Genomic DNA, 22,286 nt, shown 5'->3' with positions numbered 1-22,286 from the left:
GGACGCCTTCGCCGGTTCGGACGCGGGCCGTCGTCGCCCGTCCGTAGGATCGCCCGGGTGACGGCCCCTGCCCTCGAGTCCGCCCTCGACGTCCTGCACCGGGTCTTCGGCTACGACTCCTTCCGCGGGGAGCAGGCGGAGATCATCGGGCACGTCTGCGATGGTGGCGACGCGCTCGTGCTGATGCCGACCGGCGGCGGGAAGTCGCTGTGCTACCAGATCCCCGCGCTGGTCCGCGAGGGTGTGGGGGTTGTGGTCTCGCCGCTGATCGCGCTGATGCAGGACCAGGTCGACGCACTGCGCGCGCTCGGCGTCAGAGCCGGGTTCCTCAACTCCACCCAGAGCCTGGATGAGCGGCGGGCCGCCGAGGCGGCGTTCCTCGCCGGCGAGATCGACCTGCTGTACCTGGCGCCCGAGCGGCTGCGGGTGCCCGCCACGCTGAGCCTGCTCGGCCGGGGGAAGATCGCCCTCTTCGCGATCGACGAGGCGCACTGCGTCGCGCAGTGGGGCCACGACTTCCGGCCGGACTACCTCGCGCTGTCGGAGTTGCACGAGCGCTGGCCGGACGTGCCCCGCATCGCGCTCACCGCCACCGCCACGGAGGCCACCCACGCCGAGATCGCGCAGCGGCTGGACTTGCGGCCGAGCGAGCGGGCCCGGCACTTCGTCGCGAGCTTCGACCGGCCCAACATCCAGTACCGGATCGTGCCCAAGGACAAGCCGCGCCAGCAGCTCCTCGACCTCCTCCGGGCCGAGCACCCCGGCGACGCAGGCATCGTCTACTGCCTCTCGCGCAACTCGGTGGAGCAGACGGCTGAGTTCCTCGCCACACAGGGAATCCCCGCGCTCCCGTACCACGCGGGCCTCGACGCGGCCACCCGCGCGGCCAACCAGGCCCGGTTCCTCCGCGAGGACGGCGTGGTCATGGTGGCCACCATCGCGTTCGGGATGGGCATCGACAAGCCGGACGTGCGGTTCGTGGCACACCTGGACCTGCCCAAGTCCGTCGAGGGCTACTACCAGGAGACCGGCCGCGCGGGCCGGGACGGGCTGCCGTCGACGGCGTGGCTCACCTACGGGCTCGCCGACGTGGTGCAGCAGCGCAAGATGATCGACGACTCTGATGGCGACCTCGCCCACCGCCGCCGCCTCGCGCAGCACCTCGACGCGATGCTCGCGCTCTGCGAGACCGTCGAGTGCAGGCGGGTGCAGCTGCTCAACTACTTCGACCAGCGCGGCGCCGAACCGTGCGGCAACTGCGACACCTGCCTCACGCCCCCCGAGTCGTGGGACGGCACGGTGGCGGCGCAGAAGGTGCTCTCCACGGTGTTCCGGCTCGACCGGGAGCGGCGGCAGAAGTTCGGCGCCGGCCAGATCATCGACATCCTGCTCGGGCGCCGCACCGCGAAGGTCGAGCAGTTCGACCACCACTCCCTCACCGTGTTCGGCGTGGGCACGGAGCTCTCCGAAGGCGAGTGGCGCGGGGTGGTCCGCCAGCTCATGGCCAAGGGGCTGCTCGCCGTGGAGGGCACCTACCAGACGTTCGTGCTCACCGAGGCCAGCCGCGGCGTGCTGCGCGGCGAGCAGCAGGTACTGCTGCGCCGCGACCCCGAGCGCCAGACCCGCTCCCGCACCCGCTCGGCCCGCGCGCCGCAGGCCGAGCTGCCCGCAGGGGCCGCGCCCGTCTTCGAGCGGCTGCGGGCCTGGCGCGGCGCCGCGGCCAAGGAGCAGGGCGTCCCGGCGTACGTGATCTTCCACGACGCCACCCTGCGGGAGATCGCCTCGCGGTCGCCCGCGAACCTGGCCGAGCTGGGCAGGGTCAACGGGGTCGGGGAGAACAAGCTGGCGAAGTACGGCGAGCAGGTCCTCGCCACCCTCGCCGAGGCGGCGAGCTAGCGGTGCCTGCGGGGCAGGTTGGGCCGGTTGGACTGAACGGGCCGAACGGGCCGAACGGGCCGGTCATCGGGCTCACCGCGTACGGGGAACAGGTCGCCTACGGCGTCTGGCACCACGACGCGGTGCTCCTGCCCACCACCTACCCCGACATGGTGGTCGCCGCCGGTGGTGTTCCGGTCCTGCTGCCGCCGATGGTGGAGGCGGCGGGCGCAGTCGGCCGGGTCGACGCCGTGGTGCTCTCGGGTGGGCCGGACCTCGCCCCGAGCCGGTACGGCGCGCCACCGCACCCGCTCACCGGGGCGCCCCGGCCCGAGCGCGACGCCACGGAGGTCGCCGTGCTGCAGCGCGCGCTGGAGCGCGGGATCCCGGTGCTCGGGGTGTGCCGCGGCGCGCAGCTCCTGAACGTCGCGCTCGGCGGCACGCTCGTGCAGCATGTGCCCGACGCGGTGGGCCACTCGGGCCACAACCCCTCCCCCGGCGTCTTCGGCACCACGCTGGTCAGCGTGACCCCGGGCAGCCGGGTGGGGGCGGCGGTCGGCACGTCGGTGTCGGTGCTCTGCCACCATCACCAGGCCCTCGACCGGGTCGCCGACGGGCTGGTCGTCACCGGGCGCGCAGCCGACGGCACCGTGGAGGCCGTCGAGCTGGACGGGCACCCGTTCGTCGTGGGTGTGCAGTGGCACCCCGAACAGCACGCCACCGACCACCGCCTCTTCGCCGCGCTGGTCGCCGCTGCGCTGGTCAACGCCTCGGGTGGATGATCCTCAGAGGAGCTCCAGCGGCACCTTGTGGGTCGGCGGCGGGAATGCCGCGTCCAGGTCGGCGAGGTCGCCGTCGGTGAGCCGCATCTCGGCCGCGGCGGCGTTCTCCCGCACGTGTTCCGGGTTGGCGGTGCGCGGGATCGCGCAGACGTCCCCGTCGCGCAGCACCCACGCCAGCGCGATCTGGGCCGGGGTGGCGCCGCGGCGCCGGGCGACCGCGGCCAGAGCGGGCACGCCGAGCAGGCGACCCTGCTCCACCGGCGAGTACGCCATCGTCGGCAGCCGCCGCGCTCGTAGGTAGGGCAGCAGGTCGTACTCGGGGCCGCGCCGGCTGAGGTTGTAGAGCACCTGGTCGGTGGAGAAGGACCCACCTCCCGGCACCGCCTCCAGCTCCGCGATGTCGGCCGTGTCGAAGTTGCTCACGCCCCAGTAGCGGATGAGGCCCGCCTCCATGAGGTCGGCGAAGCCTGCGAGGGTGTCGCCGAGCGGCACCGAACCGCGCCAGTGCAGCAGGTACATGTCGAGCCGGTCGGTACCGAGGCGCCGCAGGCTCTGCTGGCACGCCTGCACGGTCCCGCGGCGGGTCGCGTGGTGCGGGAGCACCTTGCTGACCAGGAACACATCGTCCCGCCGCCCGGCGATCGCCTCCCCGGTGAGCTCCTCGGCGGCGCCGTCGGCATACATCTCCGCGGTGTCGACGACGGTGAGCCCGAGGTCGAGACCCGTGCGGAGCGACCGGATCTCGGCCGCCCTGCGGTCGGGGCGCTCGGCGAAGTACCAGGTGCCCTGCCCGAGGGCGGGGATCCGCTCGCCCGCGGGCAGCTCGACGGTCCGCATCGGTGCGTCATCCTTCCTGGAGCCTGTGCAGCATCTCCGGCAGGGGCGCCGCGTGCACCACCGCCAGGCGCTGCGTGGATCGGGTCAGCGCCACGTAGAGGTCGTTGGCGCCCCGCGGCGACTCCGCGAGCAGCTCCGCGGGTTCCACGACGACCACGGCGTCGAACTCCAGGCCCTTCGCCGCGGTCACGGGAAGCACCACCACCGGGGCGCTCAGGTCGACGTCGCCTCCCTCCCCCGCGACCGCACCGAGCACCCGTTCGCGCAACGCCGCCACCCGGTGCTCAGGGGCCAGCACGGCGGTGCGCCCGTCGCCGACCGCCCCCGCCTCCTCGGCGACGACCTTGGCCACCACGTCGTCGATGCCGCCGCCCTTGACGCGGACCGCTCGGGGTGGGACGCCGGTGCTGCGGACCGACCGCGGAGCGGTGAGGCCCGGCTCGATCGCGGCCAGCACGTCGTCGGCCACGTCGGCGATCTCGGACGGCGTGCGGTAGTTGACCGTGAGCTGCTCGAGCCGCCACCGGTTCGCGACGAACGGCGACAGCGCCTCGCCCCACGACGCGGCGCCCGCGCGGTCCCCGGTCTGCGCGATGTCCCCGACGACCGTCATGGACCGGCTCGGGCAGCGGCGCATCACCAACCGCCACGCCATCGGCGAGAGCTCCTGCGCTTCGTCGATGATCACGTGCCCGTAGGTCCACTCCCGGTCGGCTGCCGCCCGCTCCGCGGTCGAGTCGTAGCGGCGCACGCGCTGGCGTTCGGCGAGCCGGTCGGCGTCGACGATGTCGGTGGCGCGCAGCAGCTCGGGGTCGAGATCCTCCTCGAGGTCGAGCACGTCGAGCACACCCTGGGCGTAGAGCACCTCCTCGCGCAGCGCCGCCGCCTCGCGCGCGGCCGCCTCGGAGCCGTCGTCGCCCAGCAGCTCGGCGGCCTCGTCGAGCAGCGGGACGTCGGCGGGCGTCCAGCGCAGGTCCACCGGAACGTCCGCTGCGGGGGCCGGGCGGTAGAGCAGCTCCCGGTCGGCCGCCGGGAGCCGCCGCGCCACCGAGTTCAGCCGCCTGCGGTCGGCGAACAGATCCGTGAGCAGCTGCTCAGCCGACAGCGTGGGCCACAGCGCGTCCAGCTCGCGGGTGAGCTCGCGGCTCTCGGCCAGCTCGTCGCGGATGTCGGAGAGGTCACCGGCGTCGAGGAGCCTGCGCCCGCCCGGCCCGGCCAGCGTGCGTGCCACCTGCTCGGCGAGCAGCCGCAGCGCCTCCCGTTGGAAGGTTCGTTTGGCCTGGTTGTGCGGTTTGCGCGAGCGGCGGGCCCGGCTGCGTGCGGCGTTCGCGATGTCGCGGTCCAGGCGCACCGGCTGCTGCTCCACGACGAGGTCGATCGGCCGCCGCGGCACCTGCTGCCGGTCCCGCACGGCGGCGGCGATGACGGTCGCCATCTCGGCCCGTCCCTTCACCGCGGCGGTCTCGACCGGCTCGATCCGCCGCGCGTCGAGCCCGGGGTGGAGCTGCCCGACGGTACCCAGCACGACGCTCGTCTCGCCCAGGGAAGGCAGCACCTGCCCGATGTAGCGCAGGAACGTGGGGTTGGGCCCGACGACCAGCACGCCACGCCGGGCCAGCCGGTCGCGGTGGGTGTAGAGCAGGTAGGCGGCGCGGTGCAGCGCGACTGCGGTCTTGCCCGTGCCGGGCCCGCCCTGCACGACGAGCACGCCGGACGGCTTGGACCGGATGATCGAGTCCTGCTCGCCCTGGATCGTGGCCACGATGTCGGACATGCGGCCCGTGCGGCGGGCGCCGACCGCGGCCAGCAGGGCCGCCTCACTGGTGAGGCCGCTGCTCTGCGACGCGGCCATGGCGTCCTCGAGGTCGAGCACCTCGTCGTCGACGGCCAGGACGTCCCTGCGGCGGGTGCGCAGGTGCCTGCGCCTGCGGATACCCTCCGGGGAGGCCGCCGTCGCCGTGTAGAACGGGCGCGCGGCCGGGGCCCGCCAGTCCATCAGCAGCGGCTCGTACTCGTTCTCCTCGTCCAGCAGCCCGAGCCGCCCGACGTAACGACGCTCGCCGTCGTCGGCGTCGAGCCGGCCGAACGCGAGCCCGTGTTCGGCCGCCCGGAGCGCGGCGAGCCGGTCGGTGTACATGGCCGCGGCCGCGTCGCGCTCGGTGAGCGCCTGCGGGGTGCCGACGGTTTCGTCGTGCAGCACCTCCCGGAGGCGGCGCGCGGTCTCGGCCCGCCGCGCGTCCAGCCGCTCGTAGAGCATCTGGACGTAGGCCTGCTCATGGGCGAGCCCGTCCGGCGTGCCGTCCTCCTCGGCTCCCTCGACCTTCTCGCGCGCAGCGGACGTGCTGTTCGACACCGGCGGATCACCTTCGACGCGAGGGACTGGAGAACGGAATGGCGGCTTACGAACGTACCAGCGGGTGAGTTTCCGGGTCCGAGGCCGCGGGTAGCTTCCCGCGTGCGATCTCTGGTTCGTACCACCCACTGCCAGTTCCCGTCCGGTGCGCCGTGACCGACGCGGCCCGCGACTCCGACCACGCCAACCTCGCACCGCTGTTCGAGGAGCTCGCCGCGATGCCCGCGGACGACCCCGGCCGGCCTGCGCTGCGCGGCAAGCTCGTCACCGGCTACCTGCCGGTGGTCCGGCACATCGCGCGCCGCTTCGCCGGGCGCGGAGAGCCGGTGGACGATCTCGAGCAGGCCGGGACCGTCGGTCTCCTCAACGCCGTTGACCGGTTCGAACCCGACCGCGGCGTCGACTTCCTCTCCTACGCCGTGCCGACAATCACCGGCGAGATCCGCAGGCACTTCCGTGACCGCACCTGGTCGATGCGCGTGCCACGGCGGCTCAAGGACCTCCAGGGCGCCATCAACGCCGCCGTCGGGCCGCTCTCGCAGGAGCTGGGCCGGGCCCCGCGGCCCAGCGAGATCGCCGCGCGCCTCAGCATCCCCACCGACGAGGTCGTGGAAGGCCTCGCCGCGCAGCAGGCCTACCGCAGCAGCTCGCTGGACGAGCTGGTGGCGGGCGCCGACTCCGCCCTGACCGAGACGTTGGGGTCCGTCGACACCGAGATGGACAAGGTGGAGTACCGCGAAACCCTGGGCCCGCTGCTCGACGAGCTGCCCGAGCGCGAGCGCACGATCCTGCTGCTGCGGTTCTTCGGCAACCTCACCCAGACCCAGATCGCGGACCGCGTCGGCATCTCTCAGATGCACGTCTCCCGGCTGCTCGCCCGGACTGTCGCACAGCTCCGCAGGCGGATGACCGAAGACGGATGATCGCGGACGGGTAGCTCCAGCCGTGGCGGGTACTCGAACTGCATGACCACCAACGTTCTGCGCAGCATCGACGTCAACGTGCCGGTCAGCACGGCCTACAACCAGTGGACGCAGTTCGAGTCGTTCCCGCAGTTCATGGACGGTGTCGAACGCATCGAGCAGCTGACACCGACCAGGACGCATTGGGTCACGAGGATCGCGGGCATCGAGCGCGAGTTCGACGCGACGGTCACCGAGCAGCACCCCGACGAGCGGGTGGCCTGGAAGACCGAGAACGGGACCCACCAGGCCGGGGTGGTGACCTTCCACCGCCTCGGCGACACCACGACCCGGGTGACGCTCCAGCTCGATCACGAGCCCGAGGGCTTCACCGAGACAGTGGGCGACGCGCTGGGGATCGTCGAGCACCAGGTGAAGCGCGACCTAGAGAAGTTCAAGGAGTTCATCGAGTCCCGCGGCCGCGAGGAAGGCGGCTGGCGCGGGGACGTCGGCCGCAGCCCCCAGACCCGCACAGGACAGACCCGCACAGGACAGACCGGCACAGGACAGACCGGCACCGAGACGGCCCGCAAGCAGCCGCAGACCGCCGGCGTTCAGGGCCCCGGTGGCCGGATCCCGCCGCCCGAGCCCGTCTGACGTCAGGACCTGACCGCGGTAGGAGCTGACCGGGAGCCCGGGCCCATCTGGGCCCGGGCTCCCGCACGTCAGCCGTGTCCGGCCGCCCCGTCAACCGTCGGCGTGGGGGACGGCCGCTCGCCCCCGGTCGCCCGGCGGTGGCCCCTGGCCCTCGTCATCGGCGGCGCGGGCCCGCCGCAAGAGCGGGAGCGGCAGCACGAACCAGAGGCCCAGGAGGATGACCGCCACACCGACCGCCGCCGGCACCGCGAAGGACCGGCCGACGGCGACGTCGAGCACCAACAGGACCGCGCCGACCAGCGTGAACGCCAGCGTGGCGAGGCCGGCTGTGAAGAGCCGGTGCCCGGCCTGCACGGTCTCCGCCTTGAGCCCGCGGCGGAAGGTGACGCGATGCACAGCGGCGGGCGCCACCAGGAGCCCGGCCGTCACCACGGAGAGCAGCAGCGTGACCACGTAGGTCCACCGCTGGAATGCGTCGATCGACTGGAACTTGTCCGTGAACGACAGCGACAGCAGGAACGCGAAGAGGATCTGCACGCCGGTCTGCGCCACCCGCAGCTCCTGGAGCAGCTCCAGCATGTTGCGGTCGGCCCGCTGCAGCAGGCCCTCACCGCGGCCGTCCGCGACGTGGCCGCCGTCTCGCCTGCCCGCAGGTGCGGCAGGCTCCCCGGGTGCCTCCTCCGACGCGAAGGTGCCTGGGCCTCTCATGTGGCAGAACTACCCCGAGACGAGAGCACCCAGACACTTCGGGTGAGAGATGCGCCGTATGTACCTTTACGCCGTCGCGCGGTGCGCGCCCTGGGCGAACTCCTCCACGATCTTCGCGCAGAACGCCGGCAGGTCGTCCGGGTTGCGGCTCGAGACCAGCCCGTTGTCCGTGACGACCTCCTTGTCGACGACGTTCCCGCCCGCGTTCCGGATGTCGGTGCGCAGGCTCGGGTAGGACGTCAGGGTCCGACCGCGCACGAGGTCGGCCTCGACCAGCGTCCACGGGGCGTGGCAGATCGCGCCCACCGGCTTGCCGGCGCGGAACACGTCCTGCACGAAGATCACGACGTCGGCGTCGATGCGGAGGCGGTCGGCGTTGACGGTGCCGCCCGGCATGAGCACTGCGTCGTAGTCGTCCGCCGATACCTCCCTGATCGAACGGTCGGCGGTGAACCTGTCGGCGGGCTCGATGTCGCCGTTCATCGCCTGGATCTCACCCGCCTGGAGCGAGACGATCTCGGTGCGCGCGCCCTCCCGGGTGACCGCGTCGCGGGGCGCGGTCAGCTCAACCTGCTCCACACCGTCGGTCGCGAGGATCGCGATGCGCTTACCGTCCAGCTTTCCAGCCATGACTCTCCTCCGTCTGCTTCCACGGGTGGCGTACCCGGCCCCCGGGTTCCGCACGTGCGGAGGGCGTCACCTGTCCGGGGAACGCGCTCAGCGGCCCAGGGCGTTCCGACAGGTCTGAGACCCGTGTCACCCGCGCTGCCGCACGCGGGCTTGACCTCACCCCGGTGGAAGGCTCAGCCTCCCGGGTGGCGCGGCTTCGGGGCGCGGCCGTAGGGCTGTTCGACGGGCTCGACGAACTCGGCGGGCGGGATCTGCCGGACCTGCGGGGCGTCGGCGAGCGCGAGCGGTTCGCCGTGGTGGCGAAGCCGCATCGGCGGGCCGGAGACGAGCCGGTACTCGGCCTCGTCCTGCCGGATCTCCACCCGCAGCTGGCGGCCCTGCCAGTTGAGCCCGAACGAGATCCGCGACAGCGCAGGGGGCAGCCGCGGCGCGAACGACAGCCCGCCGTTGTCGTACTGCATCCCGCCGAACCCGGCGACGACCGCGGTCCAGGTGCCGGCCATCGACGCGATGTGCACGCCGTGGTCGGAGTTGCCGGCCAGGTCGTCGAGGTCCACGAGGGCGGCCTCGGCCAGGTAGTCGTACGCCAGGTCCAGGTGGCCGGTGCGCGCGGCCACCACCGCCTGCGTGCACGCCGACAGCGACGAGTCCCGCACCGTGAGCGCCTCGTAGTAGGCGAAGTTGCGGCGCATCTGATCCAGCGTGAACGCGTCCGGCCGCAGCTGCATCGCGAGCACCAGGTCGGCCTGCTTGATCACCTGCTTGCGGTACAGGTCGAAGTAGGGCACGTGCAGCAGCAGCGGGTACTTCTCCGGCGGGGTGCTCTCGAAGTCCCACACCTGGTGGTGGGTGAACCCTTCCGACTGCGGGTGTACGCCGAGCACCTCGTCGAACGGGATGCGCATGGACTTCGCCGCGTCCCGCCAGCTCGCCATCTCCTCGGCGTTGACGCCCAGCCGGGCGGCCGCGCGGGCGTGCCGGGCCGCGGTGTCGGCCGCGACGCGCAGGTTCTGCTGCGCCATGAGGTTCGTGTAGACGTTGTTGTCGACGATGGCCGTGTACTCGTCCGGACCGGTCACGCCGTCGATCCGGAACTCCCCCGACGAGTCGTGGTGCCCGAGCGAGCGCCACAGCCGGGCCGTTGCCACCAGCAGCTCGAGGCCCACCTCCTTCTCGAACTCCACGTCGCCGGTGGCGGCGACGTGCCTGCGGACGGCGTCGGAGATGTCGGCGTTGATGTGGAACGCCGCGGTGCCGGCCGGCCAGTAGCCCGAGCACTCGTGCCCGCGGATCGTCCGCCACGGGAACGCGGCGCCCTTCAGCCCCAGTTGCTCGGCCCGTTCGTAGGCCAGCGGCAGGATCGACTGCCGCCACCGCAGCGCGTCCGCGGCCGCGTCGGGCGCGAGGTGAGAGAGCACCGGGAGGCAGAACGTCTCGGTGTCCCAGAACGTGTGACCGTCGTAGCCCTCCCCGGTGAGGCCCTTCGCGCCGATCGCCCGGCGCTCGGCCCGCGCCCCGGCCTGCAGCACGTGGAAGACGGCCACGCGCGAGGCCTGCTGCAACTCCGCGTCGCCGTCGATCTCGACGTCCGCGGTCTCCCAGAACTCGTCCAGGTACTGCCGCTGCTCGGCGAGGAGCCCGTCCCACCCGGTGTAACGGGCCGCTGCCAGCGCGGCACGCACCTGGTCGTGCAGCGCGGGCAGCGAGCGCCGCGAGGACCAGCCGTAGGCCAGGTACTTGATGATCCGCAGCATCTGTCCCGGCTCCAGCCGGGCGATCACCGTGGTCCGGCCGATGTCCTCGGTGGCCTCGGAGGTCACCTTGGTCCCGTCCGGCCCGTACACCTCGTGGTCCATCGCCGCGGCGACCCGCAGCCCGGACTGGCGCGTCCGGTGGATCAGCGTGGCGCCCGCGTCGTCGCAGCGGTGCTGCTCGGCCACAAGGGGGTCGGTCAGAGCCGCCTCCACGCGTGGGTCGGCCTCGTCGCGGGAGGGCAACTGCTCGTTGGCCACCAGCTCCGACTGCAGCACCAGGAGCGCGGACTCGTCCACCACCTCGACCTCGTAGCAGATCGCGGCGATCGCCCGCTGCGTCAGCGACACCATGCGGGTGGAACGCACGACGACTCCCCGCCCGGCGGGCGACGTCCACTCCACCTCACGGGTCAGGGTGCCCGCGCGCAGGTCGAGCATCCGCTCGTGGCGCTCGAGCTGCCCGTACCGCAGGTCGAACGGCTCGTCCTCCACCAGGAGGCGGATGAGCTTGCCGTTGGTGACGTTGATGATCGTCTGGCCCGACTCGGGGTAGCCGTACCCACCCTCGGCGTAGGGCAGCGGCCTGCGCTCGTAGAACGAGTTCAGGTACGTGCCCGGCATGGCGTACGGCTCGCCCTCGTCGAGGTTGCCGCGCAGCCCGATGTGGCCGTTGGAGAGCGCGAACACGCTCTCCACCTGCCCCATGCGCTCCATGTCGAGCCGCGGTTCTCGCACGACCCACGGCTCGACGGTGAACGCGCGTCCCGGGTCGGGGCTCATGACCTGTTCTCCAGCAGTTCGGCGAGGTCGGCGACGACGATGTCGGCACCGTGGGCGCGGAGCGCATCGGCGTGTCCGAGGCGGTCGACTCCGACAACGCATCCGAACCCGCCCGCCTTCCCGGACTCCACGCCGGCGAGCGCGTCCTCAAAGACCACGGCCTCGTGCTTGTCGACGCCGAGGTCGGCGGCGGCGGCGAGGAAGGTGTCGGCCGCGGGCTTGCCCGGCAGGTTGCGCTCCTTGGCCGTGACGCCGTCGACTCGGTGGTCGATCAGGTCTGTGAGCCCCGCGACCTCGAGCACCTGCTCGGCGTTGGCCGACGACGAGACGACGGCGGTGGCCAGTCCGGCGTCCTTCACCGCGTGCAGATAGCGCACCGAGCCGGGGTACACGTCGACTCCGACCGTCCTGATCTTTTCCTGCACCAGGTCGTTCTTCCGCGTGGCGAGCGCGTAGACCGTCTCGGTGTCCGGCGCGTCGCCGGGCCCGCCCGCCGGCAGGACGATGCCGCGCGACCGGAGGAAGGCGTCGGTGCCGGCCAGCCGGGGCTTGCCGTCGACGTAGGGGCCGTAGTCGGCCTTCACGTCGAACGGCTGGAAGGGCGTTCCCTCGCGGGAGGCGCGCGTCCGCAGGTAGTCGTCGAACATCTGCTTCCACGCTGCGGCGTGCACGCTGGCCGTGTCGGTCAGCACGCCGTCGAGGTCGAAGAGGCACGCACGCGTGCCGTCTGGGAGGCCGAGCATGCGCGCACGGTACCGAGTCGTACATCACGTCGGCAGGCGGAGTCAGTATCGGTCCGGCAGCGGTCCCAGAGCCGCATTGTCACTGCTCAGGAGGGCAGGATGACGGTCGTGTCCGATTCGGGACCGCCGGTGATCCGGACCTCGCAACCGCCTGCGACCGGCCGTGCCGTGAGCGTGAGGAGACCGCCATCGGGCCGCGGCTCGACGCCCTGCTGCACGGCGTCCCGGACGGCGGAGACGAGCCGCAGCGAGGCGACCGGGACGGCGTCCAGCCCGGGTGCGACGTCGACGGCCACCTGCAGCCGCTTGCCGAACCGGGCCTGTTCCAGACGGAGGTACTCGCGTACTGCCTCGAGCTCCCGCCCGAGCGTGCTCGGGCCGGTGTGGTCGGCGGCGCGGGACACGCCGGCGAAGTCGTCGAGCAGCTCGCGGGCCCGCGCGGGGTCGGAGCGGATCAGCGAGCCGATCGTGTTAAGCGCGTTGTAGAAGAAGTGCTGCTCCAGTCGTCTCGCCTCGACGGCCGACGGGGCTCCGGGACCAGGTTCGGGTTCGGGCGAGGCCGCCGGGGCCGCCTCCTCCGGCCCGGCAGGCGCCGCCGCAGGCTCCGGCGGGCGGGCCCACAGGTCGTTCCGCACGGCGTCGGGAGCCACCAGCCCGCGCCACAGCGGCCTGCGCATCCGGGCGCCGCCGATCCAGCCGGTGAACTCCGCGAGCCCGACCAGCTCCGGCGCGGCCCAGACGGCGTGCCGGGCCGCGTCGGCCGGCAGCGACGCGGCGAAGGGCGACTCGGCAGGCGCCCTGGCCGCGAGCCGCGCGGCGAGCTGGCGCCGCTGCTCCACCGACACCCCGACCCGCCCCACGTAGTGCAGCTGCTCCCCCGCGGGCGCACCGAGCAGCAGGGCGCCGACGCTCTCCGGGCGGCGCAGGTCCGCGGGCGTCCAGCCGCCCACGAGCACCTGCCGCGTCCGCTTCACCGGCACCCGCAGCCAGAACCTCGACCGCCCGCCCGGGTGGTAGCGGCCGCGCAGGTGACGCGCGTGCAGCCCGTCGGCACCCTTCTGGTCGGCGATGGCGAGCATCGTCTCCAGCTCCGTGGCCGGCAGCGGTGAGGTCGTCCAGACGGGCGGGCTCGCGAACCCCAGCCCGTCGAGCAGGGCGCGGCGGTCGGCGTAGGGCAGCTCCATCGTGCTGTGGCCGTCGAGCCACAGCAGGTCGGCGACCTGGAAGTCGACCGGGATCCGCCGGATCGTCGCGTCCGACGGGCGGTGGCGGGCGCTGCGGCGCTTGAGCAGCCGCGGCCGCACGGCGTGCTCCTCGCCGCGCGCCACGAGCGTGCCGTCGAGCACCAGCCCACCGGGCGGGGAGCGCCGCAGCAGGGGCTCGGTCAGCTCCGGGTAGGCGGCGCTCATCGAGTTGTCGCCGCCGGACAGCAGCCGGACCCGCTTTCCGGGCTGGACGTAGGCGATGCACCGGTGGCCGGTCCAGGCGACCTCGACGACCCAGTCGCCGCCCTGTGGCGGGTCGCCCGACACCGTGGCCGCCTGCATGGGCTGGACGAGCGCAGGTAGGGCACCTGGGGTTGCCCGTTCGCTCACGCGCTCACCGTAGCGGCCGGGCGCCGGCGGCTCCGCTCCTCTTCGCAGGCCGCGCGGCACGACGACCCCGCTGTAAGGGACGATCGGGGCACCATGACGCTCACCGACCGGCTCCCACCCACCCCCGACGACCCCGACGCGCTCGTGGAGGCGTTCACCGACTGGGCGTTCGAGGAACGGGGCCTGTCGCTGTACCCGGCGCAGGAGGAGGCGCTGCTGGAGCTGGTGACCGGCAGCAACGTCATCCTCTCCACGCCCACCGGCTCCGGGAAGTCGCTGGTGGCGGTAGGTGCACATGCGGCCGCGCTCGCCCGGGGGCTGCGCACCTTCTACACCGCCCCGATCAAGGCGCTGGTGAGCGAGAAGTTCTTCCAGCTCATCGACGTGTTCGGCGCCGACAAGGTCGGCATGCTCACCGGCGACGCCGCCGTCAACGAGAAGGCGCCGATCATCTGCTGCACCGCGGAGATCCTCGCCAACATCGCCCTGCGCTCCGGGCGCGACGCCGACGTCGGCTCGGTTGTCATGGACGAGTTCCATTTCTACGCCGACCCGGACCGCGGCTGGGCGTGGCAGGTGCCGCTGATCGAGCTGCCGCAGGCGCAGTTCCTGCTGATGAGCGCCACCCTCGGCGACGTCTCGTTCTTCCGCGACGACCTCACCCGCCGCACCGGCCGGGAGACCGCGGTGATCACGTCCGTCGAGCGCCCGGTGCCGCTGCACTACCGGTACGTGCTGACGCCCCTGCACGAGACGATCACCGAACTCCTCCAGACGCACGAGGCGCCGGTCTACGTCGTGCACTTCACCCAGGCCGCGGCCGTCGAGCGGGCGCAGGCGCTCATGAGCGTCAACGTCACCTCGAAGGAGGACAAGCAGGCGATCGCCGACCTGATCGGGCGCTTCCGGTTCACCGCCGGGTTCGGCAAGACGCTCTCGCGGCTCGTCCGGCACGGCATCGGCGTACACCACGCGGGGATGCTCCCCCGCTACCGGCGACTCGTGGAGACGCTCGCGCAGGCCGGGCTGCTGCGTGTCATCTGCGGCACCGACACCCTCGGCGTCGGCATCAACGTGCCGATACGCACCGTGCTCTTCACGGCCCTCTCCAAGTACGACGGGCAGCGCACCCGCCCGCTCAAGGCCCGCGAGTTCCACCAGATCGCCGGCCGGGCGGGCCGCGCAGGCTACGACACGATCGGCACGGTCGTCGCCGAGGCACCCGACCACGAGGTGGAGAACGCGCGGCTGCTCGCCCGCGCGGGCGACGACGTGAAGAAGCGCAGGCGGATCGTGCGCAAGCAGCCGCCGGAGGGGTTCGTCGGCTGGTCGCAGACGAGCTTCGAGAAGCTACAGAATGCCCAGCCCGAGCCGCTGACCAGCCACTTCAAGGTGACTCACGCCATGCTGCTGAACGTGATCTCCCGGCCGGGGGACGCGTTCGCGGCGATGCGCCACCTGCTCGAGGACAACCACGAACCCCGCGCCCGCCAGCGCAAGCACATCCTGCGGGCCATCGCGATCTACCGGGCGCTGCGCGCCGCCGGCGTCGTCGAGGAGCTGCCCGAGCCCGCTGATGACAACGAGAGGGCTGAGGGCCGCCGCGTGCGGCTCGTCGGGGACCTGCAGCTCGACTTCGCCCTCAACCAGCCGCTCTCCCCCTTCGCGCTGGCAGCGATCGAGCTCCTCGACCGCGAGTCGCCCACCTACGCGATGGACGTGCTGTCGGTGATCGAGGCGACCCTCGACGACCCGCGACCGGTCCTGTACGCCCAGCAGAACAAGGCGCGCGGCGAGGCCGTGGCGGCGATGAAGGCCGAGGGCATCGAGTACGAGGAGCGCATGGCGCTCCTCGAGGACGTTACGCACCCCAAGCCCCTCGACGAGCTGCTGCACGCCGCGCTGGAGACCTACCGCCGCGGTGCGCCGTGGGTCGAGGACGCACGCCTGTCGCCGAAGTCCGTGGCCCGGGACATGTTCGAGAAGTCAATGACGTTCGTCGAGTACGTCGGGCACTACCAGCTGGCCCGCTCCGAGGGGCTCGTGCTGCGCTACCTCGCCGACGCCTACCGGGCCCTGCGCCAGACCGTGCCGGACGAGGCCAAGACCGAGGAGCTCACCGACGTCGAGGAGTGGCTGGGCGAGCTCGTCCGCCAGGTCGACTCCAGCCTGCTCGACGAGTGGGAGGCGCTCGCCGCGGGCGCCGGGACGGGAGAGGAACCCGAACCGCCCGCACTCGACGCCGGCCCGGCGGCCGTCACCCGCAACGTCCGCGCGTTCCGGGTGCTGGTGCGCAACGCGATGTTCCGGCGCGTCGAGCTCGCGGCCCTGCGCCGGTGGGACCTGCTCGGCGAGCTCGACGCCGAGGCCGGCTGGGACGCCGAGGCCTGGCGCGAGGCGCTGGAGCCCTACTTCCTCGAACACGGCACCGACAACCGGGCCATCGGCACCGGCCCCGACGCCCGCGGCCCGCAGTTCGTCACGATCACCGAGGAACCCGAGCGCTGGCTCGTGCGCCAGGTCCTCGACGACCCGGCAGGCGACCGCGACTGGGCCATCACCGCTGAGATCGACCTCGCCGCCTCAGACGAGCAGGGCACCCCCGCAGTCTGGGTGACGGCGGTGGAACCGCTCGGCGGCCTCTGACCCACCTCCCCCACCCCACCCACACACCTCCCCCAGGCCGCACACACCGTCGATGGTGTGTGCGGCCTCTTCACGGTCTGTGCCGACAATCTTGGTCGTCGATCGATTGACGATTTGCTGGCGTCAATCTATCGTTGACGACATGAAGTACGAGGAGGCGATCCGGTGGATCGACCGGGTGGACCCCGCCGTCGCGCGGCCCGACCGTTCGATCACCGCCCGGCTGGACCGGATGAAGGAGCTCTCGGCCGAGGGCGGGCTCACCCGCGACGCCGCCGCGGCCTGGTACGCCCTGGTGCAGGAGATGCGCAGGCTCTCCGATTACTACGAGCGCGACCTCATCCGGCGGCTGCGGTCCGACGGGCTGACCTGGGCCCAGGTGGCCGACGCCGTGCAGGCACAGCTGAGCAGCCGGCAGGCGGCGCAGGCCAAGTGGAAGCGCCTGATCGATCCGGGCCGGCGGACCACCACCGGCAACATGCGGCGCGGCGGACGTCCACGGCAGGGCCCGCAGCCCGGCACGCCGGACTGACCAGCGCTTCGACCCCCGCACGATGATCTCCCAAGCGACGCCTGGGTGCGGCGCCGGAGCGGTACTCTCCGCGAAGATCGCCCACACCCGGGGGCGGCCGGTCCGGAGCGGGGGGCACGGGATGGGTCACGAGCCGCGCGGTCCCGGTTCCGCCGTGGGGCGCCGATCCGGGAGCCGCGCGAGGAGCCAGCGCCGGTGACCGCCCCGGGGCAGCTCCCATCCGGCCAGCTCCCATCCGCCCAGCTCCCATCCGCCCAGCAGGTCGCCGTCACCTGGCTGGAGGCCGTGCAGCACTCCAGCTTCGTGCCGATGACCCGCAGCGAGCTGGTCGACCACCTCGCCGGGCAGGCTCAGGTGCTACTCGCCGCTGCTCTGGCCGATCCGGCCGATCACGAGAGCGCCCAGGGGGTCGGCCGGTGGATGGTCGACACGCACTTCACCAACCCCGAATCACTCCACGAGTCCGTCACCGCGCTCGGGGCCCTGCTCGCCCCGGCAGGCGCCGCGCCGGTCGCCGCGGTGCTGGGCGCGCTGTCCGCCGGGTACGCCCGCGCTCTCCAGGAGCTCACCCGCACCGAGCAGGAGCGCGTCAGCCTGGCGGCCTACACGGCGCTCGTGGCCGCCGAGGAGGCCCGCTGGACCAGCGAGGCCCGCTTCGGGGCCGTCTTCGCCGACGCCGCCATCGGCATCGCGCTCGTCACCGGCGACGGTCAGATCGTCGAGGTCAACCGAGCGCTGTGCGACATCTTCGGGCTCTCCCATGAGGAGTTCACCCGCAAGAACGTGATGCCCTACATCCCGGCCGACGACGAGGAGTTCTGGTCGCAGCTGCGGCAGATGCAGGCCGGCACCCTCGATCACCTCCGCATCGAGCGGCCGTACCGGCGCGTCGACGGCACCACGATCTGGGCCGACCTGGTGCTGTCGCTCGTGCGCACCCAGGACGGCGAGCCCCGCTACATCGTGGCGATGGTGGGGGACCTCACCTCCCGCCATCGGCTCGAGACGTCGCTGCGCCACCAGGCGCAGCACGACCCGCTCACCGGCCTGCCCAACCGCACCGTGTTCTTCGAGCGGCTCGACGCCGCGCTGGCCACGCCGGCGTCCGCGCGCTCGGTCGGCGTCTGCTACCTGGACCTGGACGGCTTCAAAGCCGTCAACGACACCCTCGGGCACGGCGTCGGCGACGAGCTGCTGCAGGCGGTGGCCCGCCGTCTCACGGCCGAGCTGCGCCGTGCCGGGCACCTCGTCGCGCGCATGGGCGGCGACGAGTTCGTCGTGCTGGTCGACCGGGCGAGCAACGGCGACCCCGACACCGCTCGCGAGGAGCTGCGGGGGGTCGCGCAACGGGCGCTGGAGGCCGTGCGCCGCCCGATCATGCTCGGCACACGACGCATCGTCGTCTCGGCGAGCGTCGGCGTGGTCGAGCGCGACGACGGCGGAGCGGGATCCGCCGAGTTGATGAAGGCCGCCGACACCACCCTGTACTGGGCGAAGAACGACGGCCGCAACCGCGTGGCGTTCTTCGACGCCGACCGTCACCGCGCCGCCGTCGCGCGGTTCGAGCTGTCGGCCCGGATGCCCGATGCCCTGGAGGGCGGCGAGTTCGTCGTCGACTACCAGCCGCTCGTGCGGCTCACCGACCAGCAGCTCGTCGGCGTCGAGGCGCTCGTGCGCTGGCAGCAGCCCGGCGGCGAACGGCTCGGGCCGGACCGGTTCATCCCGGTGGCCGAGGAGACGGGCCTGATCGTCCCGCTCGGCCGGTGGGTGCTGGAGGAGGCGTGCCGCCAGGCTGCGCGGTGGCGCGCCGACCACCCCGGCACCGACCTGTTCGTCAGCGTCAACCTGGCGGCCCGGCAGGTCCGCGAGCCCGGGATCGTCGAGGACGTGGCGCGCATCCTCGCCGACACCGGCTGGCCTGCGCACGCGCTGCAGCTGGAGCTCACCGAGACCGACTTGATGGGCACCACCGGGGAGCCGCTCGACGCGCTGCGCGCCCTCGCCGAGATGGGCGTCCGGATCGCGATCGACGACTTCGGCACCGGCTACTCCAACCTCGCTTACCTCCGTGCGCTCCCCGTGCATGCGCTCAAGCTCGCCGGCCCCTTCATGACGGGCCGCGGCTCCGTGTCCGCGGACGGCGGGGACGGCGCGGAGGGCACAGACGAGGTCGACCACGAGGTGCTCGCGCTGCTCATCGAGCTGGCGCACACGCTGGGGCTGTCGGTCACCGCCGAGGTAGTGGAGACCGCGGTGCAGCTCGAACGGCTGCGCAAGCTCGGCTGCGACACGGGGCAGGGCTGGTACTTCGCCCCTGCCGTGGCGGCGGGCGCGGTGCCCGGGCTACTGCGCGGACCGGTCGGGCCGCCCTAGCAGCTCAGATCAGAGCTCGAGCGGGCTCGGGGCAAGGAGCGCCCTGAACAACTCGGCCCTACTGCGCGACGCCCAGGCGCCGCTCGCTACGGGCGGAGTCGTTCAGGACCCTCCTAGAGGCGGCGCAGTCCCGACAGCACCCGTTCCAAGAGGGCGATGTCGGGGCCTGCGGCCCCGGCCGTGCGGTGCAACGCCACCGCGCCGGCCGCGGCGAGGTCACCCACCAGCACCCGCGCCACGCCGAGGGGCACGTCGAGCAGCGCGGCGACCTCGGCCACCGAGCGGGGCTCGCGGCAGAGCCCGAGGACGGCGTGGTGCTCCCCGCTCATGTGCCCGGTCGGCGCCGTCGGCACCACCGAGACCAGCCCTTCGAGCGAGAGCTCCAGCTGGGAGCGGGTGCGGCCGCGCGTGAACACGTACGGGCGCACCGACGACGAGCTCGCCGGGTCGAAGTACCCGCCATGCGACTCGATGCCCGGAAGTGGCGGCGGGACGGGCACGACGCCCGTCCGCGGCGACTCGTCCTGCTGCGACGCTTCCTGCTGCGACTGCCGCGACTCCCGGTCCGGGGCCGACTTGCGGCGCCACCGGGAGGCGCCCCCGAACCGGGCGCCGGTGTACCCGACCGGACTGTCGTCCCCGTCCGGGCCGTCGTATCGATCCGATCCGCCCGGGCGCTCGGCGGTGTCCTCAGGGGCGTCCTCACGGGCCGCCGCGCTACTCACAGCCGCGAAGACCTCGGTGACCGCCTCCTGGGCGGCCGCCTCCCGTAACATCTCCTCCGCGCTGGGGGCCTCGGCGGCTGCCTTGCGCTTGCGCGCCTTCCGCCGTGGCGTCCCGCCGAACCGGGCGCCGGTGTAGCCGATCTCGGGACCCAGATCGTCCTCGGCACCCACCGCCGGTCACCCCCGTCGCGTTTCGTCCCAGTCCGGCACTCACCATGTCCACGCGGCGTTACGGTCCTGTTGCCTGACGGTTCCGCCGCCATGACTTCTCGTACCGTCGGCCAGCTGGGTAACACGTCGACGAGCACGTCCCGATGCCCCGGCCGGCCGCCTGCGAGACTGCGCGAATGGCGACGACGAGCGCTGGAGTTCTGCTGCACCGGCCCGGCCCGGCCGGCCCCGAGGTGCTGCTCGGGCACATGGGCGGGCCGTTCTGGTCGCGGAAGGACGAGGGTGCGTGGTCGATCCCCAAGGGCGAGCACGGTCCCGACGAGGACCCGCGCGACGCCGCGGCCAGGGAGTTCGCCGAGGAGCTGGGCTCCCCGCTGCCGGCCGGCCCGCTCGTCGAGCTGGGCACCGTCCGCACGTCGGGGGGCAAGCGGATCACCGCGTTCGCGCTGGCCGCCGACTTCGACGCCGACAACATCGACCCCGGCGTCTTCACGATGGAGTGGCCGCCACGGTCGGGGCGCACCCAGGAGTTCCCGGAGATCGACCGGGCCGCCTGGTTCGACCTCGACACCGCCCGCACGCGGATCACGAAGGGGCAGCTGCCTCTCCTGGACCGATTGCCGGCGCTGCTGTCGGGGTAGCTGCCCGCCATGAACCCCCTGGCCTCCGGCTTCCTGCGCGGCGCGGCATCGGGTGCCGCCGGCACCACGGCGCTTGTCGCCACCAGCTATCTCGACAGCGCGATCCGCGGCCCGCGCCGCACGCCCGTGGGCCTGCCGGCCCGGCTCACCGACGCCGCAACGGGCGTCGGGCTCGGCGCACTGGCCGGCGTGCTGCGCGGGGCCGGTGTCCGGCTCTCGGCCCTTGTCGGCGGGACGCTGCTCGGGCTCGCCGCGATGGCCGCGAGCGAAGGCCCGCGCACAGTGCTCCGCATCGGTGACCCGCAGCGTGGGAGCGCCCCGGACCTGGTCGCCGACGCCGTCCGGCACCTGGTCTACGGCGTCACGACGCACACCACACTGGTCGGGCTGTCCCGCGTGGCGGAGCGCCGCGAGCCGCTGCCCGTCACGAACGCGAGCGCGCTGCTCCGGGCCGCCGCGATCGGCGCGGCGAGCGGCTCGCGCAGCACCGCGGGTGTCGCCGCACTCGCGCTCACCTCCTCGCCCGAGAGCCCCGGGCCGGTCGCCTCCCGTCTGGGCGGGCGAACCGGCACCGCGTTGAGCAGCCTCGCGGCAGCGGGCGAGCTGGTGGCCGACCAGCTCCCCACCACCCCGAGCCGCCTGAACCCCTCGGGTCTCGTCCCGAGGGCCCTGCTCGGCGCCACCTCCGCGGCGGCGCTCGCCCGGCGTGACGGGCACGACCCGGCACTCGCAGGCCTCGTCGCGGTCGGGGCGGCAATCGGCGCGGCGGTACTCGGAGTGCGCTGGCGCGCGGCGGCCCAGCGCCGCTGGGGAAGCGACCGCCCCGGCGCCGTCCTGGAGGACGCCGCTGCCGCCCTGCTTGCCTACGCGGGCGCCCGCCGGGACGAACGCCCTGCGGCGGCCCGGCGGGTGCGACGAGATCCAGGAGTAGTGCCGCGGGACACGTCCCCGGACGGCGCCGCGCGCCGATAATGCTCGCCATGACGCGAGGCTTCTTCGGGCGGCGGCGGGATCAAGACCCGCGGCTGCCCCCCGGTCAGTACGACGCGCGAGACGAGTGGCCGGTGCTGCATGCGGAGGCGACCCCGGACATCCCCACGGACCGGTGGACGTTCACGATCGAGGGCCTGGTCGAGAACACCGTCACCTGGAACTGGGACGAGATCCACGCCCTCCTCCGCTCCCGCTACGAAGGCGACATCCACTGCGTCACGACGTGGTCGAAGCTCGGGATGACGTTCGACGGCGTCTCGGTCGACACGCTCCTCGAAGCCGCCACGCCGCTGCCCTCGGCTACTCACGTGATGGCGGTGTCGCACACCGGCTACACGACGAACCTCCCTCTCGACGACGTCATCGGCGGCAAGGCGTGGGTCGTCTGGGACGCCGACGGGAAGCCGCTTCCCACAATCCACGGCGGACCGGCCCGGCTGCTCGTGCCGCACCTGTACTTCTGGAAGAGCGCCAAGTGGGTCTCGGGCCTGCGCTTGATGGACCACGACGAGCAGGGGTTCTGGGAGCGGAACGGGTATCACGACCGCGGCGACCCGTGGACCGAGCAGCGCTACCAGGGCGACTGAAC

At 73.0% G+C, this 22,286-nt stretch carries 17 protein-coding genes and 1 pseudogene; 10 read left to right on the top strand and 8 right to left on the bottom strand.

Annotated features, from left to right (window positions below; all coding sequences use genetic code 11):
• Window positions 1–57: 57 nt before the first annotated feature.
• Window positions 58–1,896, top strand: a complete 1,839-nt coding sequence (gene recQ / locus ABD143_RS11085) for a DNA helicase RecQ (RefSeq protein WP_343975300.1) — start codon at window positions 58–60, stop codon at window positions 1,894–1,896.
• Between the two features lie 2 nt (window positions 1,897–1,898).
• A complete protein-coding gene (locus ABD143_RS11080) occupies window positions 1,899–2,657 on the top strand; it encodes a gamma-glutamyl-gamma-aminobutyrate hydrolase family protein (RefSeq protein WP_343975297.1) in 759 nt (252 codons plus the stop codon).
• Window positions 2,658–2,660: 3 nt separating this feature from the next.
• Here ABD143_RS11080 and ABD143_RS11075 read toward each other — a convergent pair whose 3' ends face one another.
• Both ABD143_RS11075 and ABD143_RS11070 read right to left on the bottom strand, forming a co-directional pair.
• Window positions 2,661–3,494, bottom strand: coding sequence for an aldo/keto reductase (locus tag ABD143_RS11075; RefSeq protein WP_343975295.1), 834 nt, complete (start codon window positions 3,492–3,494; stop codon window positions 2,661–2,663).
• A gap of 7 nt (window positions 3,495–3,501) precedes the next feature.
• Window positions 3,502–5,751: a HelD family protein gene (locus ABD143_RS11070; protein WP_343977292.1), complete on the bottom strand. Its 2,250-nt coding sequence runs from the start codon at window positions 5,749–5,751 to the stop codon at window positions 3,502–3,504.
• A 314-nt stretch (window positions 5,752–6,065) separates the two neighbouring features.
• Between ABD143_RS11070 and ABD143_RS11065 the strand changes: the two genes are divergently transcribed.
• Both ABD143_RS11065 and ABD143_RS11060 read left to right on the top strand, forming a co-directional pair.
• Complete coding sequence (locus tag ABD143_RS11065) at window positions 6,066–6,770, top strand: SigB/SigF/SigG family RNA polymerase sigma factor (RefSeq protein WP_343977289.1); 705 nt, start codon at window positions 6,066–6,068, stop codon at window positions 6,768–6,770.
• Between the two features lie 42 nt (window positions 6,771–6,812).
• A pseudogene (locus ABD143_RS11060) lies at window positions 6,813–7,265 on the top strand (SRPBCC family protein); the annotation flags it as partial.
• Between the two features lie 231 nt (window positions 7,266–7,496).
• Here the strand turns inward: ABD143_RS11060 and ABD143_RS11055 are convergent.
• From ABD143_RS11055 to ABD143_RS11035, 5 genes are all read right to left on the bottom strand, one after another.
• The gene (locus tag ABD143_RS11055; protein ID WP_343975292.1) at window positions 7,497–8,114 is read right to left on the bottom strand and encodes a DUF6328 family protein; all 618 of its coding nucleotides are present in this window, start codon (window positions 8,112–8,114) and stop codon (window positions 7,497–7,499) included.
• A 66-nt stretch (window positions 8,115–8,180) separates the two neighbouring features.
• Entirely contained in the window at window positions 8,181–8,744 is a 564-nt protein-coding gene (locus ABD143_RS11050) for a type 1 glutamine amidotransferase domain-containing protein (protein ID WP_343975289.1), read from the bottom strand.
• A gap of 173 nt (window positions 8,745–8,917) precedes the next feature.
• Window positions 8,918–11,278 (bottom strand): glycoside hydrolase family 65 protein, encoded by a 2,361-nt coding sequence (locus tag ABD143_RS11045; protein WP_343975286.1) that lies wholly within the window; start codon window positions 11,276–11,278, stop codon window positions 8,918–8,920.
• The gene (locus ABD143_RS11040; RefSeq protein ID WP_343975284.1) at window positions 11,275–12,021 is read right to left on the bottom strand and encodes a beta-phosphoglucomutase family hydrolase; all 747 of its coding nucleotides are present in this window, start codon (window positions 12,019–12,021) and stop codon (window positions 11,275–11,277) included. Before ABD143_RS11040 ends, ABD143_RS11045 begins: the two co-directional genes overlap by 4 nt.
• Before the next feature lie 86 nt (window positions 12,022–12,107).
• Complete coding sequence (locus tag ABD143_RS11035) at window positions 12,108–13,616, bottom strand: ATP-dependent DNA ligase (RefSeq protein WP_343975282.1); 1,509 nt, start codon at window positions 13,614–13,616, stop codon at window positions 12,108–12,110.
• Window positions 13,617–13,709: 93 nt separating this feature from the next.
• Between ABD143_RS11035 and ABD143_RS11030 the strand changes: the two genes are divergently transcribed.
• The 3 genes from ABD143_RS11030 (at window position 13,710) to ABD143_RS11020 (ending at window position 19,167) form a co-directional block, all read left to right on the top strand.
• The gene (locus ABD143_RS11030) at window positions 13,710–16,262 is read left to right on the top strand and encodes a DEAD/DEAH box helicase (protein ID WP_343975280.1); all 2,553 of its coding nucleotides are present in this window, start codon (window positions 13,710–13,712) and stop codon (window positions 16,260–16,262) included.
• A 142-nt stretch (window positions 16,263–16,404) separates the two neighbouring features.
• On the top strand, window positions 16,405–16,794 hold the full coding sequence (locus tag ABD143_RS11025; RefSeq protein ID WP_343975277.1) for a hypothetical protein: 390 nt from the start codon (window positions 16,405–16,407) through the stop codon (window positions 16,792–16,794).
• A gap of 195 nt (window positions 16,795–16,989) precedes the next feature.
• Window positions 16,990–19,167: a putative bifunctional diguanylate cyclase/phosphodiesterase gene (locus tag ABD143_RS11020; protein ID WP_343975274.1), complete on the top strand. Its 2,178-nt coding sequence runs from the start codon at window positions 16,990–16,992 to the stop codon at window positions 19,165–19,167.
• A 113-nt stretch (window positions 19,168–19,280) separates the two neighbouring features.
• Here the strand turns inward: ABD143_RS11020 and ABD143_RS11015 are convergent, their stop codons facing one another.
• Complete coding sequence (locus ABD143_RS11015) at window positions 19,281–20,063, bottom strand: DUF742 domain-containing protein (RefSeq protein ID WP_343975271.1); 783 nt, start codon at window positions 20,061–20,063, stop codon at window positions 19,281–19,283.
• 176 nt (window positions 20,064–20,239) lie between these two features.
• Between ABD143_RS11015 and ABD143_RS11010 the strand changes: the two genes are divergently transcribed.
• The 3 genes from ABD143_RS11010 to ABD143_RS11000 are packed head-to-tail and all read left to right on the top strand — an operon-like array spanning window position 20,240 to window position 22,284.
• Complete coding sequence (locus tag ABD143_RS11010; RefSeq protein WP_343975268.1) at window positions 20,240–20,704, top strand: NUDIX hydrolase; 465 nt, start codon at window positions 20,240–20,242, stop codon at window positions 20,702–20,704.
• A gap of 9 nt (window positions 20,705–20,713) precedes the next feature.
• A complete protein-coding gene (locus ABD143_RS11005; RefSeq protein ID WP_343975265.1) occupies window positions 20,714–21,676 on the top strand; it encodes a hypothetical protein in 963 nt (320 codons plus the stop codon).
• Window positions 21,676–22,284 carry a sulfite oxidase-like oxidoreductase gene (locus ABD143_RS11000; RefSeq protein ID WP_343975262.1) on the top strand — a complete coding sequence of 203 codons (609 nt, stop codon included), beginning with the start codon at window positions 21,676–21,678 and terminating at the stop codon, window positions 22,282–22,284. Before ABD143_RS11005 ends, ABD143_RS11000 begins: the two co-directional genes overlap by 1 nt.
• The last annotated feature ends 2 nt before the right edge of the window (window positions 22,285–22,286 follow it).

It is taken from the genome of Pseudonocardia aurantiaca (assembly GCF_039526725.1).
Taxonomy (GTDB): domain Bacteria; phylum Actinomycetota; class Actinomycetes; order Mycobacteriales; family Pseudonocardiaceae; genus Pseudonocardia; species Pseudonocardia aurantiaca.
The sequence above is the reverse complement of the archived record's forward strand: the minus strand, read 5'-3'. Positions and strand labels throughout refer to the sequence as shown.

Coding starts and splice junctions, on each gene's coding strand:
- ABD143_RS11010 (WP_343975268.1), top strand. CDS start 20,240: ATGGCGACGACGAGCGCTGGAGTTCTGCTGCACCGGCCCGGCCCGGCC.
- ABD143_RS11055 (WP_343975292.1), bottom strand. CDS start 8,114: ATGAGAGGCCCAGGCACCTTCGCGTCGGAGGAGGCACCCGGGGAGCCT.
- ABD143_RS11070 (WP_343977292.1), bottom strand. CDS start 5,751: ATGCTCTACGAGCGGCTGGACGCGCGGCGGGCCGAGACCGCGCGCCGC.
- ABD143_RS11065 (WP_343977289.1), top strand. CDS start 6,066: ATGCCCGCGGACGACCCCGGCCGGCCTGCGCTGCGCGGCAAGCTCGTC.
- ABD143_RS11040 (WP_343975284.1), bottom strand. CDS start 12,021: ATGCTCGGCCTCCCAGACGGCACGCGTGCGTGCCTCTTCGACCTCGAC.
- ABD143_RS11075 (WP_343975295.1), bottom strand. CDS start 3,494: ATGCGGACCGTCGAGCTGCCCGCGGGCGAGCGGATCCCCGCCCTCGGG.
- ABD143_RS11030 (WP_343975280.1), top strand. CDS start 13,710: ATGACGCTCACCGACCGGCTCCCACCCACCCCCGACGACCCCGACGCG.
- ABD143_RS11045 (WP_343975286.1), bottom strand. CDS start 11,278: ATGAGCCCCGACCCGGGACGCGCGTTCACCGTCGAGCCGTGGGTCGTG.
- ABD143_RS11000 (WP_343975262.1), top strand. CDS start 21,676: ATGCTCGCCATGACGCGAGGCTTCTTCGGGCGGCGGCGGGATCAAGAC.
- ABD143_RS11005 (WP_343975265.1), top strand. CDS start 20,714: ATGAACCCCCTGGCCTCCGGCTTCCTGCGCGGCGCGGCATCGGGTGCC.
- ABD143_RS11025 (WP_343975277.1), top strand. CDS start 16,405: ATGAAGTACGAGGAGGCGATCCGGTGGATCGACCGGGTGGACCCCGCC.
- ABD143_RS11050 (WP_343975289.1), bottom strand. CDS start 8,744: ATGGCTGGAAAGCTGGACGGTAAGCGCATCGCGATCCTCGCGACCGAC.